This is a genomic window from Hyphobacterium sp. CCMP332 (assembly GCA_014323545.1).
Lineage (GTDB): Bacteria > Bacteroidota > Bacteroidia > Cytophagales > CCMP332 > CCMP332.
On record CP058647.1, the window covers coordinates 971,742 to 989,710 of the forward strand.

The following is a 17,969-nucleotide window of genomic DNA, read 5'->3' on the forward strand; positions in this document are numbered from 1 at the left end:
TAGGTTTTCAAAGACTTATTAATATTGCAATGATCGTGAGCAAAATTGAAAAATGAAAAAAACACTAATTACGGTTTTAATTTCTTCACTATCCGGGCTTGGAGGAGCATTTATTTATTCAGAATATTTTTCAGAAGAGCAAAGCCCTTATAATTCTAAACAAATAGTTGAAGAAAAACCGGTATATAATACCGAGCAATCATATTCAAGAGCTATTCCGGATGTTAATTTCAGGGAAGCCTCGAATAGCAGCACGCCAAGTGTTGTCTATATAAAAACTATTTTTTCTCACGAATACGAGACCATTAATCTTTTAGACTGGTTTTTTAACGGCGGTTCTACGAGAAGAACGCAAGAAGTGATCTCTTCCGGATCGGGAGTTATCTATTCAAAAGATGGCTATATCATAACTAACAACCATGTCATTGATAATTCACAAAAGATTATGGTAAATATCGGAAAGAGAAATTACGAAGCTGAAGTAATAGGTACGGATCCGGGAACTGATATCGCTGTAATAAAAATCGAAGAGAAAAATTTGCCAGCCATTAAAATTGGTAGTTCGAAAGAATTGCAGGTTGGCGATTGGGTTTTGGCAGTGGGAAATCCATTTAACTTAACCTCAACAGTTACTGCGGGAATTGTTAGTGCAAAAGGAAGAGACCTCAATAAACTGTCCAATAGATTTCCTATAGACTTTTTTATCCAAACGGATGCTGCCATCAATCCCGGGAACAGCGGAGGTGCATTGGTAAACCTGAGTGGAGAATTGGTTGGCATAAATACCGCTATTTTATCACCTTCAGGGGCATTTTCAGGCTATGGATTTGCTGTACCCGTAGATATTGCAAAAAAAGTAGCAGATGACCTGATACAATATGGAAGAGTTCAAAAAGCAACTTTAGGTATTGAAATTCAGCCTGTAACAGAGAAAGTTGCAGATAAATTAAATCTTGAAAATCTGGATGGTGTTGTTATTAATCATGTGGAGAAGAATTTTCCTGCTGATAAAATCGGTTTAGAAGCCGGGGACATTATCCTTAAAATTGATGATAATATTGTAGATACGGAATCTGAATTTGATGAACAATTGAGTTATTACCGGCCAGGCGATAAGATCAAATTGGTATATAAGCGAAATTCCGAACTAATTGAGAAAGAACTAACCCTAACCAATGTTGAAGGCACTACAGATCTAATCCGAAGAATTGTCTTTGAATCTGAATTTTTGGGTGCAGAATTGGAAGAAATTCCCAATTATTTGGCCAAACAGTTGCGAATCAATAGTGGAATCAGAATTAATAGTATCAGCTCGGGATTATTCAGAGATCTCGGTTTAAAAGAAGGTTTTATTATTACGGCTATTAATGGCAATAGTGTAAAACAAGCAAGAGAAATTGAAAAAATATTAAAGAACGTCAAAGGCAGAGTAAGAATCGAGGGTATTAACAACAACAATATCAGGGGCTTTTATTCATTCTATTTTTAAATCTATCAATGATCCATCAACACTTAAGCTTCGCTCTGAATATTGTAGTATTCATTCTACTTTCAGCATGTTCAAACTCTATTGATAAGACTAATCCCAATACTGATCTCAGGCTAAGAGATTATTCTGTTCAATCTGTATTATGGCAACAGCATTCCGCAGAACATCGCGCTCTATGCTATCAGGCCTATAATATTGCTTTGGATAATCTAAAAGATCTTGAGGCGCATAACGAAAAGCCATTAGCTATTATAAGTGACCTTGATGAAACTGTAATTGATAATTCATTTTATAATGCAATGCTGATTGAAAAAAACCAGGAATACTCAAAAAAATCATGGAAGGAATGGGTTCTATTAGAAAAGGCAAAAGCAATTCCCGGAGCCATAGATTTTTTTACACGGGTTAAGGAAATGGGCATTGAAATATTTTACATTTCAAACCGCAGTGAATCGGAGAAAACAGCAACCATAAATAATTTACAAAAACTGGGCTTGCCCAATGCAGATTCTTCTTTTGTTTTCTTAAAAACAACTAGTAGCGGTAAGGAAATAAGACGAAAAAGAGTCCTGCAGAATTATGATGTTGTCCTTTATATGGGTGATAATATGTCTGATTTTAGTGAATTGTTTGATAATAAAGGAACCGTTCATAGAAACGCTTTGACGGATTCACTCCGTTCGACATTTGGTAGAAAATTTATCGTTTTCCCCAATTCAATCTATGGAGACTGGGAAAGCAAAGGGATATATGAAGGAAATTATCAATTAAATCCTTCAGCAAAAGATTCAATTCGAAGATCGAAACTTATTTCTTATTAAATCAATCAAAACCAATCATGACAAATGCACCCCAATATAAAGGTTCGGGGTAGTCCTTTTTCATTTCTCTTTTGGCCTCAATAAATGCGGTTCGTTTATCCATTCCACTGAGCCACTTTTCATAAAACAATAGCATCAGTTTTTGTGTGGCTTCATCTGAAACCTTAAAAAGTGACATTATCACCGATCTGGCTCCCGCCACAATTAGTGATCTTTGAAGACCGTAAACGCCTTCACCTGCAGCTACATCACCAAGGCCAGTTTCACAAGCGCTCAATACAACAAGGTCGGTTTCATCCAAATTCAAATTCATCGCTTCATAGGCCGTTAGTAGTCCATTTTCCCGGTTGAAATTTATTGGCTTTACTTTATCCAATAAATCGCCACCATAATCCAGGACCAATCCGGATTTGAGAAGCGTATTGTCAAATCTTTGTTTTAAACCCAGTTCCTCTAATTCCAACTCTTTTTGCGATTTAACATCGGGAACAAAAAAACCGTGAGTTGCCACATGAAAAACTTTAGGACTTCTTAAGCTTTTTACTGCCATTTCAGTGGCTTGTTCGCTGTATTTAACAGCGCAATCCCAGTTGTTGGATTTCAGGAAATCGTAAATAAATTCAACTTCTTTTTCGGCTCCCGGTAGTGGGGAAAGCGAGCCGTCAGAAGAATGATAAACAGGATTTCCAAAAAGTACCGCGTTGTTTTTACCTCTGAGTGCCAATCTTCCTTTCTTAAGTACAATTTCCTTTGTATTTGAGAGAAGGATAATGTTTTTATCATCAATGAGATACTGACCATCAGGTTTTTGAAGTGTTTCTACATTAATTTGATTATAAACTCCATCAACTGATAAATAGATTTTATCAACTTCTTGTAAATGTTTATCTATAGGTTCCCAAAATATATTGTAGCTCACAGGATCTTTTAATTTGAACTTAATTCTGTTTTTATAGCCTTTGAAATATTTGTTTTCCATTTCAAGACCATTTTCCAAAACAATGAGTTCCGGTGCTTTTTTGGTCTCCTTTGTTACAATCAATGCTGCATAAATTATAGTATCGGTAAAGGATTCATGGTATTTTCTAAATCTTATTATCTCAATCGCCGCTTCGCGGTCCTCAAGATTTTTTCTGACATCCTTCCAATCCAATCGCGATTGATTTAAGTTGGCAGAAAATATATCAGACATGTGGCTTAATTCCTTCTCCAGATTTTCTACCTGTTCTTTTAAATTTTCAATATCAATCCCGCTTTCCTGGAGGTCCAATTCATTCATCGAAACTGCCGAAGACAATTCCTCTTTTCTTGAAATCCAATCGTTGTACTTGCTGATTAATTCTGCATTTCCGCTATTTGAAATACTCTGTCTAACTTTTAAGGTGGAATTTAAAAGTATTGCTTTAGTTACAAGTGAAAAGCCATAAGCATCCCCTATCAGTTTAGGTTCCTCCTCATAAACCTCCATGGCAACAGTATTAAAAAATTCAAAATCACCTTTAACAAAAGACCAATACTTGTTTTTTTCCCTTTCGCTCATAGATGGGAAAAACCGGTCAATAAAGTTTAAATACTTATCCATGGATTCGGACAAATATTTAATACAGGTGGCATAATCCTTTTTAATATAAAATACTCTCGAAAGCAGACTGAGTGCTCTTACATATTTTGGATGATCATCATTAAAAATCTTTTTGTAGACCCGCATGGCATCTTTATAATTTTCTTCTGCTTCATCAAACATTTTTTGTCTGATCAAGAGTTCTCCTCTTAAAACCTCCAGGTCTGCCGCCTCAATGCTTTTATCACCAACTTTTTCTAACCAAATAGTATAAGCTGAATCGAGAATTGGTTCAGCTTTTACAATATTTCCTTCACGGATAAATAAATATGCTTTCTGTTTTAAAATATTGGCATATTGCGGACTTCCTGATCCCAAAACCTCATCAATAATGCTTGCCGCCCGGTTCAATTCGCTGATGGATTTTCCTGCGCCTTCACCCATATTATATTTAATTACAGCAAGATCAGCTATTGAATTAGCAACGAGTATGTGCTTTTCTCCCAGTAAATTTATTTGCATTCGCTTTACAAACTCAGTGATTTCAGCAGCCTTTTCAAAGTCACCTTTCTCCAATGCAATGAGTTTTTGCACCTCAAGACTTTTACTGTGTTTCAGGGAATTTTTTCCAAATGTTGATTGGCTAATATCAATTGCTTTTTTGTTAAATGCCTCAGCATCTGTATAATCTCCGCTCAACAAAAATAATCTTGCCTTATTATTGTAAGGTTCAATAAGAAGTGGGGAATTTTCACTTAAATGTTCTTTGACGAATGCTATTTCTTCAGCGATTAATTTTTCAGCTTTTGAGTATTCACCTACGATGATATACAATTGTGCCAGTTCATTTTCTATCCTTGCAAATGATACAAAGGGATTATCACTTTCTGACTTTTCAGCTCTGCGAATTGCGTCCCGGAAATAATCCTCGGCATCGTTAAATCGTCCGCTTACAAAATACAAACGAGACCTGTTCAAAAGATGATTGGCATACTCAAAGGTCTTTTCTTTTTTTAATTCATCGTATAATTTAGCTGCGCTGTCAAGACTATTGGCCATTTGATTGTAAAAGCCCAAATTGTATTGAAATCGGGCCATTTCATCCAATTGAATGGCATAATTAAAATTTTTAATATTTCTTTCTTCAAAATAGTTTAAAACAGTATCTAGCTCGGCCATTGCTTCCTGATTTCTGTCGTTGGATTCCAAATATGAAATGTAATATTTCTGGTAGTCGTGAAAGTCTTTGTGTGTAGGATACCAGATTTTTCTAACACCATTCAAATACGATCTTTCGAGTTCTTGTTTAAGTGCTTTATTTCTCCTCTCAGTGTTCAAATGAAAATCTGCCGATATTAATTGCAACCTGTAATAAATTGGGCTCGTTTCTCCGAAACTGTGCGAAGAGGTATAAAGCAGCTCTTTTAAGTACTTATCTGCCTGATCCAGCTCTTCCAGTTTGAGGCTGATCTTGTAATAGGTTTCTAAATATTTTATTCTTTCAGGATGATCGGTGGGAACGGTGACTGTGTCTCTTATAATGTTTTGAAGATCGCGTTTTGCCAATGGCCAGTTCTGCTCAAAAGCCGCCATCAGCACCTTGAGATGATCAATTTTATTTTGATAAATATTTCTATAACGCAATACTGTACTAAGAGAGTTTTCAAAAGATCTGATCATTTCTCTGGCCAGAGCAAAGCGTCCATCTTTCAACAAAACTAAAATCATGGATTCATAGGCACTTAGTACTTCTGGGCTGTCTTTAACGTAATTATCATCACCGGATCTTCTGGAAATATTGATAACATCATCCCATCTTAAATAAGAATCCCTATAATCTCCTATTCCATCATAATAATTGGCCTGGTTAATCAAATGATCTATAAATACGTTTGTTGTCTTGCTGAGATTACTTTTAATGTAGCTGTGATTGCTTTCAAGTAAAGTATCTGCTGTAGTATAATCGCCTCTTTCAATGAAATATTCAGCCAATAAATTTTTAAAATCAGCTACCCTTGATACCCGGGCTAAATATTCGTGTTTCTTAAGTTTTATTGTTTTGTATTTGCCTTTCTTTTCATCGAAATAAGTAATCTTTTTAACCGCACGCGAAGCGTAATAGTCGTAAAGGGAATCATACAAGGGCTTAATATCCAACAATTGTCCTTTTGCCATCCGCGCTTCCAGCTTTTCCAACTGCAACTCATAAATAAGGAATGAATCAACAGGATTTTGTTTTTCCGCCAAATGCATGGCCTTATTTAGATAATTTTCAACATTTAAATAATGCTGATTATCCATATAATATTCACCTAAATAGCGCAACACTCGAATTTCTTCCCTTCCACCCGCGGGAAGTTCTTTTTTGTACAGCGATTTACCGGCATTAAGATAATCTTCGGCTTTTGAAAACTGACCCAGTGCTGCATGACAACGCGCCATCATCAGATTCCAATAACATTGATCTACAAATAATTGCTTTGATTTTTTTTCAATGCGTTTGTTGAGCTTTTCAAGTTCATCTATAGCTTCAAAATTATCTCCAACGATATGTAAATAAGCTATTTCCTGAAATGCCTTTTTGATTTTGTCATTTTTTGACACTGCAGAGTCAAAAATGCATATACTCAACAGTACAACTAAAATAAGAAAGCGATAAATACCAATACCATTCATTTAATTAGGATTCAGACATTAATTTATCAATTATTTTGTTGGCAGCTTCTGAAATTACAGTTCCCGGACCAAATACATCGGTTACTCCATGATCATAAAGATATTTATAATCGGCCTGAGGTATTACTCCTCCTGCCACTACGAGTATATCCGAACGTTTTAATTTCTTTAGTTCTTTAATCAATTCGGGAATTAGTGTTTTATGACCTCCTGCCAGGCTTGATGCACCAATTATATGGACGTCATTTTCTACAGCCTGTCGAGCTACCTCTAGTGGTGTTGAAAATAATGAACCTATATCTACATCAAATCCTAGATCGGCAAAACTAGTAGCAATTACCTTGGCACCTCGATCATGTCCATCCTGACCCATTTTGGCAATAAGAATTCTGGGCCTTCTGCCATCAAATTCTATAAATTCTTCAGTTCTTTTTCTCAGTTTTTTGAACGATTCATTGTTCTCTAGTTCTTTTGAATACACCCCTGATATGGTTTTAGTTAATGGTTTATGACGATCGTATGCTATTTCCATGGCATACGAAATTTCGCCTAAAGTTGCCCTCTCTCTTGCAGCTTCAACTGCCAAAGACAATAAATTTGCTTGTATTTCACCTTTTGCAGCTAAAGTGATTTTGCTTAGAGCCTGACCTACTTTTTCTTTATTCCTACTTTCTTTAATTGAATTCAGACGTTGAATTTGCTTCTGGCGCACCCTGCTATTATCGACCTCCAAAAGTTCAATTTGTAGCTTCTCGTCAGTTTTATAGCAATTCAATCCAATTATTCTATCCTTTTTAGAATCAATTCTTGCCTGCTTTTTTGCTGCAGCTTCTTCAATTCTCATTTTGGGAATTCCGGTTTCAATGGCCTTTGCCATTCCACCCAATTCTTCTACTTCCTCTATTAGATTCCAGGCTTTTTTAGCCAGCCGGTCTGTAAGGTATTCAACATAATAAGACCCCCCCCATGGATCAACAACATTTGTAATGCCCGTTTCTTCCTGTAAAAATATTTGAGTATTCCTCGCAATCCTGGCTGAAAAATCAGTAGGTAAGGCGATTGCTTCATCCAGCGCGTTGGTATGTAGTGATTGAGTATGTCCAAATGCCGCAGCCATGGCTTCAATACATGTTCTTGCCACATTATTAAATGGATCCTGCTCTGTCAAGCTCCATCCGGAGGTTTGACTATGCGTTCTCAAAGCCATGGATTTTGGATTTGAAGGATTGAATTTTTTAACAATTTTAGACCACAGTAAACGACCTGCTCTCATTTTGGCCATTTCCATAAAGGGATTCATTCCAATGGCCCAGAAAAAAGATATCCTGGGAGCAAATTCATCAATTTTTAGCCCCGCTTTTATACCAGTTCGCAAATATTCGAGTCCATCTGCCAAGGTGTAAGCTAGCTCAAGATCTGCAGTAGCGCCTGCTTCATGCATGTGATAACCGCTAACACTTATAGAATTGAAACGAGGCATATTTTTAGCTGTGTATTCAAAAATATCCCCGATCAGTCGCATTGAAGGAATGGGTGGATAGATAAAAGTATTTCTAACCATGAATTCTTTTAAAATATCATTCTGTATGGTGCCCGAAAGTTTTGAAACATCCACCCCACTTTCTTCTCCAGCAACAATAAAAAATGCCATGATCGGGATCACTGCACCATTCATGGTCATAGAAACAGACATTTTATCCAGAGGTATTTGATCAAAAAGGATCTTCATGTCCTCAACAGAATCTATAGCAACACCTGCCTTTCCTACATCTCCCGAAACCCTTTCATGATCCGAATCATAGCCTCTATGCGTGGCAAGATCAAATGCAACCGAAAGGCCCTTTTGACCTGCGGCAAGATTCCTTCTGTAAAAGGCATTTGATTCTTCCGCTGTTGAAAACCCTGCATATTGACGAATGGTCCAGGGTCTTAGCACATACATTGTAGAATAAGGACCTCTCAGATACGGCTCTACCCCTGCTCCATATCCGATGTGATTCAGCTTTGCAATTTCTTCTTTTGCGAAAGATTGTGGAATTGGTATTCCTTCAGGCGACAACCATTCTTCATTCACATGAAAAGAATCTTTATTCTTGTCAGCTCGAACGTGATCTATTGATACTCTCGTAAAATCAGGCTTATTCAATTCCAAGGGATTTTAAAATTTCTACTAATGTATTTTCAAGCGGGGCTTTGATGTGAATAAAGAAATCCACTCCAGCTTTTTCAAGGTCTTTCTTATTTTCAGGATTACCGGCAAGGATTAATTTAATCTTCGGCTTAACTGTCTTAATTTCTTCTGCCCAGGAAGTTCCGGATTCCATGTACTCATCGTCTCCAGAACATATGACTGTAATATCGAAATTTGTTAATCTATTATCGATTTTATCGCTTTCATCTATTTCCAACCCCGCGCATTCAAGAAAATTAGTAGAAAAGCCCGCTCTGGCAAAACGCATTTCTGAATTTCCCAATTTTAACAACAACACTTTAGGTCTTTTTCTTTGTCGCTCCAAATTTCTCAGATCTACGCTTGCCCTTAATTTTTCAAATTTATAAGCCAGTCTCTCTTTGGTTCGGTTTTGAATATTTTCTTTGGTCAATTCATCGAGAGGATTGGGGTATGAATTTGTACCCACCATTTTTATCCGTTTATTTCCAAATTGCGATTCAACATTTGTTTTGACTTCGGCCAATATTTTTTCGACGCTGAAATCGGAATTATACTTAATCAATCCTCCTTTAGATTCAATTTCCTGAAAACCTTCCCAAACTTTTTCAGAATAATCAGCACTTAACTTTTCTACATAGTAAGATCCGGCAGCCTGATCATTTACTTTATCCAAATGACTTTCATGTTTAAGTAGGTGAGAAATATTTCTGGCGTTTCTAAAGGTAAAAGCATTTTCAATATCAAGTGCTTTTTCAAAACCTGAAATATTTAGTATGTCCACACCTCCGGAAATCGCTGCAAAACTTTCAGAACTCAATCGCAAAATATTTGTAAAGCGGTCGTACACAGATTTATTCCATTCGGTACTTTGTGCTTCAATAATTGGAATCGAATCAATTCCCCACTCCTTTAATATGATAGAAGCCAATTTTCTTATTACCCTGAATTTTGCAATCTGAAGAAAGAAATTACTACCAGTATTTAACCTGAGTAAATACTTTGGCCGGATATTCAATTCCAATGAACTTTCTATTAATAGATTTAAAAGGGAAAGAATATATATTCCTTCATGGATTTCATTGCCCCCTTTTCTTATAAGAAAATTTGAATTGAGGGCAATAATTGAATCATGAAAAGTTTTCGAACTTAAAAACGTCTTAAAATCCCCTTTTGCAATGGCGGATAAATAATCAGGATCCAATATAATCTCATTATTCAGTTTTGCGCACAAGAAATCATAAGCCCTTAGAAGACTGGATGAATTATTTGAACTTAGAATTAATTTCCCCTTGAAGTTATCAAGAACCTTTGAAATCAAAGAATACTCAAATTCATTTTCAAAACTGAGCTCTATTAAATTACAATCCCCTCCTATTGATTCACTTATTAGTTCTGACACATCTTTTTCATTCCCCTCGGCTATAAAAAATTTCTGGCCCAACAACCAGGCTTCCCCGTCAAGAAAAATTTGGTCTCTTTCTTGATATTCAAATAATTTATTGTTTGCACTATCCTGATCAAAATGATAAAAAGGCTCTGTAATTAAATCTTCAACCAGATTTCGGTTTAGTATTTCCCTTGGTTTTCCTTTTAAATCCTTATCAATTTTATACCACCACTCATCTGAACTTAACTTTTCAAATTCATCTGCGGAGCCACTTGATTTAACAGACATATTTTATTGAGATTTCGACGAAAATTATGAGATCTGAAATTCTAAATTAAAGATCATTTCTTAAAATTTAAGTTAAATCAATTATTTCATAAGAATTAAATTTCCCAGGATAATTTGCATAACATTAAGTTCATAGATCAAAGGTCAAAATTTAATTCTTCTAATAAATCATATAACTATATGGGGATATTTCAATTTGTTTTTGACCAAATCGCCTGCTGAGCTATAAAACGAAAATGTCAAGTTTTTTGCCATTTTTTTGTTATTCTTTTTTTTGTCAGCTTTGTCATCCGCCTGAAAAAAAATCGGGAATAACAGAATAGATCCAAGTCATTAAATTAGGTCTTCTTGAATGGTTACAGATTGTATTAAAATTTGGGATAATTGTCTTAACAGCATAAGGGAAAATGTAAACGATCAAAGTTTTAAAACTTGGTTTGCGCCGATTAAACCTATAAAATTATCTCAAAGTGTTTTAACCATTCAGGTCCCGAGCCCTTTTTTTTACGAATATCTTGAAGAGCATTATGTTCAAATTCTCAAAAAAGCTATCGTAAAGGAATTAGGAGACAATGCAAGATTGGAATATTCCATTGTGGTGGATAAAGGAAATGAAAAAGAAAGTCCGAAAACTTTGAACATTTCTACCAACGGAAGAAGGCCCGATGAGGGAAACCAACTCAAAGGCTTTGGTCCAAGTACCGAACATTTACAAAACTTCTATTATGATTCACCCCTCAACAGAAATTATTCATTTGATAATTTCATTGAAGGTGATTGCAACAGGCTTGCAAGAGCAGCTGGCTTAGCGGTTGCTGACAAACCGGGTATTACCAGCTTTAATCCACTGTTTGTTTATGGCGGTGTTGGCCTGGGAAAAACCCACCTGATTCAGGCTATTGGTAATAAGATAAAAGATGCTCAGGAAGGAAGTTCTATTTTGTATGTTTCTTCTGAAAAATTCACAAATCAATTTATTGACGCTCTTAGGAATAATAAGGTTCAGGATTTTTCCGCTTTTTATCTAAACCTGGATACGCTCATTCTGGATGATGTTCAGTTTATGTCGGGCAAAGAAAAAACACAAGATATCTTTTTTCACATATTCAATCAGCTACATCAGAGTGGCAAGCAAATTATAATGACGAGCGATTGTCCACCGAAGGATCTTAAAGGATTGCAGGAAAGATTATTGTCTCGATTTAAATGGGGATTAACTGCTGACCTTCAAAGTCCTGACTTCGAAACCAGAGTAGCAATTATTCATAGAAAAATGGAAGCTGAAGGGACTTTCATCCCTGATAATGTCATAGAATATTTGGCCTATTCCGTGGATACCAATGTCAGAGAACTGGAAGGTGTACTTATTTCATTAATTGCTCAATCCTCTTTAAACAAAAAAGAGATCGATCTTGAACTTGCAAAACAAACGCTTCAAAATATTGTACAGGATATTGAAACTGAAGTTGGTATAGATTACATCCAAAAATACATTTCAGACTATTTCAAGGTAAGTCCGGAAAGTTTAAGGGCTAAAACCAGAAAAAAAGAAATTGTAATTGCGCGACAGGTGGCTATGTATTTTGCCAAAGAATACACGAACCACTCTTTAAAAGTAATAGGTTACCATTTTGGTGGCAGAGATCACAGCACGGTAATTCACGCAATTCAAACTGTCAATGACATCATGGATACGGACAAAAAATTTGCCGAAACCATGAAGGAAATTGAAACAAATCTCAAAGTTAAAGCCAGTTAATCAATTTCATGAAAAAAATTGCTGTCTTCTGTGGTTCTCATGAAGGTGACAATGAACTGTTCAGGAAAACCGCAATTAAAACCGGAGAAATCCTGGCTCAAAATGGTATAGGATTAATATACGGAGGAGGCAAGGTTGGCCTAATGGGAGCTCTTTCGCAATCGGTTCTAAATAATAAAGGCTATGTAATGGGAGTCATTCCATCATTCATGGTTGAAAAAGAGTTGGCTAATCGCGAAGTGCAGGAGCTTATTGAAGTTTCCAGTATGCATGAAAGAAAACAAATCATGTCAGATCATGCGGATGGATTCCTGATATTACCCGGAGGGATTGGAACAATGGATGAATTCTTCGAAATTTTTACCTGGAGGCAATTGGGCTTACACCAAAAGAAAATTGCCATTGTTGATGTTGAATTGTACTATGCCCCAATTTGGGAACAAATGCAATCCATGGAGAATCAGAATTTTCTCGGTCAATCTCAATTCGAATATTTAATGCGAACTCACAAGCCAGAGGAGGCAGTTTCATTTTTATTGTCTTAAGTCAAATCCAAAATGATTAATTGTTGTTTAAAAGACAATTGAAGCAAAAGTCATAATTTTTTAAATTAAAAGTATGGACATTAAATGTATATACATATATTTACAAAAAATTTATTTATCAATGAAAAAAATGATCGTATTAATGTTGGCAATCGGAGCATTGTCTTCATTACAAGCACAAACCTATAAAGCAGATGTTAGTGATTCTCAAGTAAAATGGTTGGGTAAAAAAGTAACAGGAGAACATACCGGTTTTATCAATTTGAAAGAAGGTAAACTCTTGGCTGAAAATGGAAAGATTACCGGCGGAAATTTTATAGTTGATATGAGTTCAATAACAAATATTGATATTGAATCCGCTGAATACAATGCAAAACTGGTTGGGCATTTAAAGAGCGATGACTTTTTTGGGGTTGAAAAATATCCTAATGCTACTTTCAAGATAAAAAGTGTTAAAGCTGTAAAAGAAAGTAATGCAAGCCATCACTTTACCGGTGATATCACTATAAAAGAAACGACTAAAGAAATCACAATTCCTGCAGTGGTAAAAATTGAAGGCGATGTAATAACAGCAAACGCTACTTTTGATATTGATAGGTCAGACTTTGATGTTCGCTATGGCTCGGGGAGTTTTTTTAGCGATTTAGGTGATAATTTGATTTATGATGATTTTAATTTATCCATAAATCTTGTAGCTAAGAAATAATTCATTTTAAAAATCTAAAAGACCCTGTTAATTTAATTGACAGGGTTTTTTAATGCACTTTTAAAACTTCAAAAGCATATTTATTCAAGTCTTCACGATGATCCGGATGGGCGATTTCAATTAAATTTTTTGCCCTTTGTCTTATGTTTTTACCATAAAGTTCTGCTATCCCATACTCTGTAACCACATAATGAACGTGAGCTCTGGTGGTCACGACTCCGGCACCCTGGTTTAGAAATTTTGAAATTCTACTTACACCTTTGCTGGTTACTGATGGCAAAGCGATTATCGGCTTTCCACCCTGAGAGAGTGATGCTCCACGTATAAAATCCATTTGGCCTCCAACTCCTGAATAAAATCTTGTCCCGATAGAATCGGACGAAACCTGACCAGTCAAATCTACTTCAATAGCCGAGTTTATTGCAGTTACGCGTGGGTTTCTTCGAATAATATGTACATCATTCACGTATTCTATATCAAGTGCTCTAACCAATGGGTTATCATCCACAAAATCATATAACCTTCTGGTCCCCATAAGAAATCCTGTCACTATTATGCCGGGATGAACTTTCTTATATTTTCCTGTAATTACTCCCTTTTCAACCAAGTCAATAACTCCTTCGGCAAACATTTCCGTATGAATTCCCAAATCTTTATGTCCACCTAATTGGGCCAAAACAGCATCCGGAATGGCTCCAATACCCATTTGTAAAGTTGCTCTGTCCTCTACCAGGTTCTGTGAGATAAGTTTTGCAATTGCAATTTCAACGGCCGTTTGTTCAGCAGGAAAAATCTCGGGAATCGCTTCATTAGATTCAACCATGGAATCGAACTTTGAAATGTGCACCAATCCATCACCATGTGTTCTCGGCATTTGAGGATTTATCTGTGCAATTACATGATCAGCCACTTCAACAGCAGCTCTGGTAGCATCTACTGAAATTCCAAGTGAACAAAATCCATGGCGATCCGGTGGTGATACCTGTACCATTGCAACGTTCAATGGCAATCGCCTGCTTCGAAACAAAATGGGAACTTCGCTGAGAAAAATTGGAATATAATCCGCCCGTCCTTCCCAAACGGCCCGTCTTACATTGCCTCCAATGAAAAGGGCATTTACACGAAAGGAATCCTTGACTTTCTCATCCGTATATGGCGCCGGGCCTTCAGTATGTAATTGTACGATTTCTACATTTTTTAATTCGTCAGCCCTGTCCGTCATTGCTTGAATTAACAGTTTAGGTGCAGCACATGCTGAATGAATAAAAACTCTGTCGCCTGATTCTATGACCTTTACTGCTTCCGCAGGACTAACTAAATTTTGCATTTTTTGTTTCTAGGCAGCTTTTAACTTATGCTTTAAATTGGATATAATCGAATCAAGAATTTCGGCATCATCTTCATCAATGACACCACTTACACCTTTAATTTCATGTAATATTCCAATGAGTTCCGAATACTCATCAGATTGCCCATAATCTCTGCAAGCATTGATTAAATTTTGATAAGACTCTATAATTAAATATTCCTCATCAGAATTAATGTATTTTTCAAGATATTCCTCAATCTCTTTTCCTTCTACATGATCCTCAATGATTCTTTTTTCATTTTTATCAATTACACCATCTGCAATGATGATAGCATATATCATCCTGGCAAAAGCATCATAAACACGATCGAATGTTTTAGTCATAATTCAATTTTTCGAAATGCAAAAATATCAATTCATTATGAGGCATCAAGATTTTCAAATTTAAATTCTTTCCCATTAAATAAACCTTTATCTGACAACTTTAATTCCGGAATAACCAACAATGCCATAAAAGATAAAGTCATAAATGGAGCCTTTAGTTCTGAGCCTAAATTTTTTGCTATTCTATCCAAATTTTTATAAGCATTTCCAACTTCAAAAGCCTCTCTGTCACTCATCAATCCCGCAACTGGCAATTGCAAAGAATGACATTCTTCTCCATCAAATACGCATATTCCACCCTTGAGTTGCATCATTTCATTGCTGACAATTGAAATATTTTCATCCGATGTTCCCACGCAAATTATATTATGACAATCATGAGCAACAGTTGAAGCGAGCGCCCCTTTCTTTAAACCAAAGTTTTTTATCCATGCAATGGCGGGGTCTGATTTTCTATATCTGTTGATTACGGCTATTTTTAGTATGTCATTATCAATATCAGCTTCAAAATCTTCTGAATTTATATCATGTGTTAATTGTCCAGTAATTAATTCACCATCTCTTGCTTTTATAACTTTAATTTTCCTTGATCCCAGCTTTACTTTAAAGTCTTTCGCTTTCAAGGGATAGGAGAAAAAATTATTGATTGGCTTTACTTTTGACAAGTTGAAATTTGCCTCTCCATTTTTCACAAGAAGTTCCCCTTTGTAGTAAACCCTATCTACTTCGAAATCCTTTAGATCCTTAAATAAAATAAAATTTGCCGGGTCATTGATTTGAGCCAATCCATGTTTTAGATTATAATGTTCATAAGGATTTTTTGTGCATGCCCTGATGACATCCCAAAAATCAAACCCATCGGAAATAGCTCTGGCAGCTAATTTGTTAATATGTCCAACTAATAAATCATCCGGATGTTTATCATCTGAGCAAAACATTACCTTATTCGGGTAATCTGATATCATCTTTTTTAAAGCCGGGTAATTTTTTGCAGCGCTCCCCTCCCGGATTAATATCTTCATTCCAAGTTCAGCTTTTTCTTTAGCTTCTTCATAACTAAAGCATTCATGATCAGTCGAAATACCGGCCTCAAAATATTTTATCAAATCTTCACCTCTTAAGCCCGGGGCATGACCGTCAATTTTCATTCCCAACTGATGAGCATAATTAATTTTTTTTAAAACTTCTGCATCTTTCAAAATGACACCGGGATAATTCATCATTTCCGATAAATAATAAATTTCATCCTTTTTAAGAAGCTCCAATATCATTGAGCTATTGATTATAGCACCCGATGTTTCAAATTCGGTTGCAGGAACGCATGATGGAGCCCCAAAATAGAAATAAAAGGGCGCAGTTTTCCCGTCCTTAATCATAAAATCAATTCCTTCTTCCCCGCAAACATTTGCTATTTCATGCGGATCAGATACCGTTGCTATTGTACCGTGTTTTAAAGCCTCAGAAGCAAATCTTGATGGCACCAGCATTGAACTCTCTATATGAATATGCGCATCTATCAATCCGGGAACTAAATAAAGCTTCGGAGCTTCATTTATTTTTTCAATTGAGCAGATCGACGAATTATTGAAAGATACCCGGGCAGGATAAATCTCTTTTTTAATTACATCGACATATTGACATTTCAAATTTTGCATTTTGGATGCTTTCTTTAATTGTAAATCCTTTCAAAATAAGCCTTTTCAGATATGTTGGTCCATTCGGAAATGTGCTTTTTAAAAGAGTAATATGAATTATATATACGTTTAAAATCATTATTCTCCGTACTGAGTTCGTCCAATACTATAGCTGTATTTTTTCTTAAATGCTCAATTACAATATCGGGGAATGGCCTTATCAATACTTTTCCTTCCTCTTTTATTTTTTTGAGATGCTCAGCATTACGCATATCAAATGCTGAAAGTACCCAATTGTTTAATTTTCCCAATCCGTGTTTAATGATTGCTTTCAAATCTGTCGGCAAGGAATTATATTTTTCTGAATTTAAAATGGTCTCAAAACTAGTAGCTGTTTCATGCCAGCCCGGATAGTAATAATATTTCGCAATTTTGTGAAAACCCATTAAGTAATCGTGATAGGGCCCTATCCATTCGGTGGCATCAATAACTCCGCGTTCTAAATTGGTAAAAATTTCACCACCGGCGACTAAAACCGATGTCCCTCCGGAATTACTAAACACCTTGCCTCCCAATCCGGGTATTCTCATTTTTAAGCCTGCCAAATCATCAACTGCATTGAGTTCCTTATTGAACCATCCCCCCATTTGCATACCGGTATTACCAGATAGCACCGGGATTAGGTTAAAGGGCTTATACAATTCCTCCCACAATTCCGCTCCCTCAGATTGCGATATCCATGCATTAAATTGCTGAGTATTCATTCCAAATGGAACCGCCGCAAAAATTTGTGCTGCAGGTATTTTCCCCGACCAGTAATAAGGCGAGCCATTTCCTATTTCAGCTATACCATTACTTACAGCATCAAAAACCTCAAGGGCTGGTACGATCTCTCCTCCTCCAAATATTCTAATCTCCATTCTTCCACCCGACATTTCATTAACCCAATCTGCAAATAGTTGACAGCCCTCGCCTAAAATTGGAAAATTGGGAGGCCATGTGGTTAATAATTTCCAATAGTATTTTTTATTATAATTTATATTAACAGACTTTATTTTGTCTCTGGAAACCTCAGAACAAGATATACCAAGGCCTGCCGCCAAGGTCAATCCGGATATGTTTCGAATGAATTTTCTTCGCTCCATCCGAGCATCGCTTGCTTGGTTTTTCAGGTCATTTTGTCCTTTGTTTTTATTATATGTGTTCATTTTCGGTCATTTTGTCTCTAATTCTCAAT

At 36.0% G+C, this 17,969-nt stretch carries 12 protein-coding genes; 5 read left to right on the forward strand and 7 right to left on the reverse strand.

Annotated elements, in window-relative coordinates; translation table 11 throughout:
- Positions 1-52: 52 nt before the first annotated feature.
- Both HZR84_04190 and HZR84_04195 read left to right on the forward strand, forming a co-directional pair.
- Complete coding sequence (locus HZR84_04190) at positions 53-1,489, forward strand: trypsin-like peptidase domain-containing protein (GenBank protein ID QNL21170.1); 1,437 nt, start codon at positions 53-55, stop codon at positions 1,487-1,489.
- Positions 1,490-1,497: 8 nt separating this feature from the next.
- The gene (locus HZR84_04195) at positions 1,498-2,310 is read left to right on the forward strand and encodes a 5'-nucleotidase, lipoprotein e(P4) family (protein QNL21171.1); all 813 of its coding nucleotides are present in this window, start codon (positions 1,498-1,500) and stop codon (positions 2,308-2,310) included.
- A 1-nt stretch (position 2,311) separates the two neighbouring features.
- Here the strand turns inward: HZR84_04195 and HZR84_04200 are convergent, their stop codons facing one another.
- Genes HZR84_04200 through HZR84_04210 form a run of 3 tightly spaced genes read right to left on the reverse strand, consistent with a single transcriptional unit; the run spans position 2,312 to position 10,395 of the window.
- Positions 2,312-6,547, reverse strand: coding sequence for a CHAT domain-containing protein (locus tag HZR84_04200; protein QNL21172.1), 4,236 nt, complete (start codon positions 6,545-6,547; stop codon positions 2,312-2,314).
- A 4-nt stretch (positions 6,548-6,551) separates the two neighbouring features.
- The gene (scpA, locus tag HZR84_04205; protein ID QNL21173.1) at positions 6,552-8,693 is read right to left on the reverse strand and encodes a methylmalonyl-CoA mutase; all 2,142 of its coding nucleotides are present in this window, start codon (positions 8,691-8,693) and stop codon (positions 6,552-6,554) included.
- Positions 8,686-10,395: a hypothetical protein gene (locus HZR84_04210; GenBank protein QNL21174.1), complete on the reverse strand. Its 1,710-nt coding sequence runs from the start codon at positions 10,393-10,395 to the stop codon at positions 8,686-8,688. Before HZR84_04210 ends, scpA begins: the two co-directional genes overlap by 8 nt.
- A 352-nt stretch (positions 10,396-10,747) precedes the next feature.
- Between HZR84_04210 and dnaA the strand changes: the two genes are divergently transcribed.
- The 3 genes from dnaA to HZR84_04225 all read left to right on the forward strand — a co-directional run bounded on the left by dnaA (position 10,748) and on the right by HZR84_04225 (position 13,405).
- Positions 10,748-12,154, forward strand: coding sequence for a chromosomal replication initiator protein DnaA (gene dnaA / locus HZR84_04215; GenBank protein QNL21175.1), 1,407 nt, complete (start codon positions 10,748-10,750; stop codon positions 12,152-12,154).
- Positions 12,155-12,162: 8 nt separating this feature from the next.
- Positions 12,163-12,699 carry a TIGR00730 family Rossman fold protein gene (locus tag HZR84_04220; protein ID QNL21176.1) on the forward strand — a complete coding sequence of 179 codons (537 nt, stop codon included), beginning with the start codon at positions 12,163-12,165 and terminating at the stop codon, positions 12,697-12,699.
- A 121-nt stretch (positions 12,700-12,820) separates the two neighbouring features.
- The gene (locus HZR84_04225) at positions 12,821-13,405 is read left to right on the forward strand and encodes a YceI family protein (GenBank protein QNL21177.1); all 585 of its coding nucleotides are present in this window, start codon (positions 12,821-12,823) and stop codon (positions 13,403-13,405) included.
- A 49-nt stretch (positions 13,406-13,454) separates the two neighbouring features.
- On the opposite strand, the gene HZR84_04230 is transcribed toward HZR84_04225, so the two are convergent.
- From HZR84_04230 to HZR84_04245, 4 genes are read right to left on the reverse strand one after another with little or no spacing between them, the layout of a single operon-like run.
- Positions 13,455-14,732, reverse strand: coding sequence for an acetyl-CoA hydrolase/transferase family protein (locus HZR84_04230; protein QNL21178.1), 1,278 nt, complete (start codon positions 14,730-14,732; stop codon positions 13,455-13,457).
- Between the two features lie 9 nt (positions 14,733-14,741).
- Entirely contained in the window at positions 14,742-15,098 is a 357-nt protein-coding gene (locus tag HZR84_04235; GenBank protein ID QNL21179.1) for a hypothetical protein, read from the reverse strand.
- A 35-nt stretch (positions 15,099-15,133) separates the two neighbouring features.
- Positions 15,134-16,753 carry an adenine deaminase gene (ade, locus tag HZR84_04240; protein QNL21180.1) on the reverse strand — a complete coding sequence of 540 codons (1,620 nt, stop codon included), beginning with the start codon at positions 16,751-16,753 and terminating at the stop codon, positions 15,134-15,136.
- Between the two features lie 14 nt (positions 16,754-16,767).
- Entirely contained in the window at positions 16,768-17,877 is a 1,110-nt protein-coding gene (locus tag HZR84_04245; GenBank protein QNL23185.1) for a TRAP transporter substrate-binding protein, read from the reverse strand.
- Between the last annotated feature and the right edge of the window lie 92 nt (positions 17,878-17,969).

Bases quoted from the DNA above. Each gene is read 5' to 3' on its own strand.
- ade (QNL21180.1), bottom strand. From the start codon at position 16,753: ATGCAAAATTTGAAATGTCAATATGTCGATGTAATTAAAAAAGAGATT.
- HZR84_04225 (QNL21177.1), top strand. From the start codon at position 12,821: ATGAAAAAAATGATCGTATTAATGTTGGCAATCGGAGCATTGTCTTCA.
- HZR84_04235 (QNL21179.1), bottom strand. From the start codon at position 15,098: ATGACTAAAACATTCGATCGTGTTTATGATGCTTTTGCCAGGATGATA.
- HZR84_04195 (QNL21171.1), top strand. From the start codon at position 1,498: ATGATCCATCAACACTTAAGCTTCGCTCTGAATATTGTAGTATTCATT.
- HZR84_04245 (QNL23185.1), bottom strand. From the start codon at position 17,877: ATGGAGCGAAGAAAATTCATTCGAAACATATCCGGATTGACCTTGGCG.
- HZR84_04220 (QNL21176.1), top strand. From the start codon at position 12,163: ATGAAAAAAATTGCTGTCTTCTGTGGTTCTCATGAAGGTGACAATGAA.
- HZR84_04190 (QNL21170.1), top strand. From the start codon at position 53: ATGAAAAAAACACTAATTACGGTTTTAATTTCTTCACTATCCGGGCTT.
- HZR84_04200 (QNL21172.1), bottom strand. From the start codon at position 6,547: ATGAATGGTATTGGTATTTATCGCTTTCTTATTTTAGTTGTACTGTTG.
- HZR84_04230 (QNL21178.1), bottom strand. From the start codon at position 14,732: ATGCAAAATTTAGTTAGTCCTGCGGAAGCAGTAAAGGTCATAGAATCA.
- dnaA (QNL21175.1), top strand. From the start codon at position 10,748: ATGGTTACAGATTGTATTAAAATTTGGGATAATTGTCTTAACAGCATA.
- HZR84_04210 (QNL21174.1), bottom strand. From the start codon at position 10,395: ATGTCTGTTAAATCAAGTGGCTCCGCAGATGAATTTGAAAAGTTAAGT.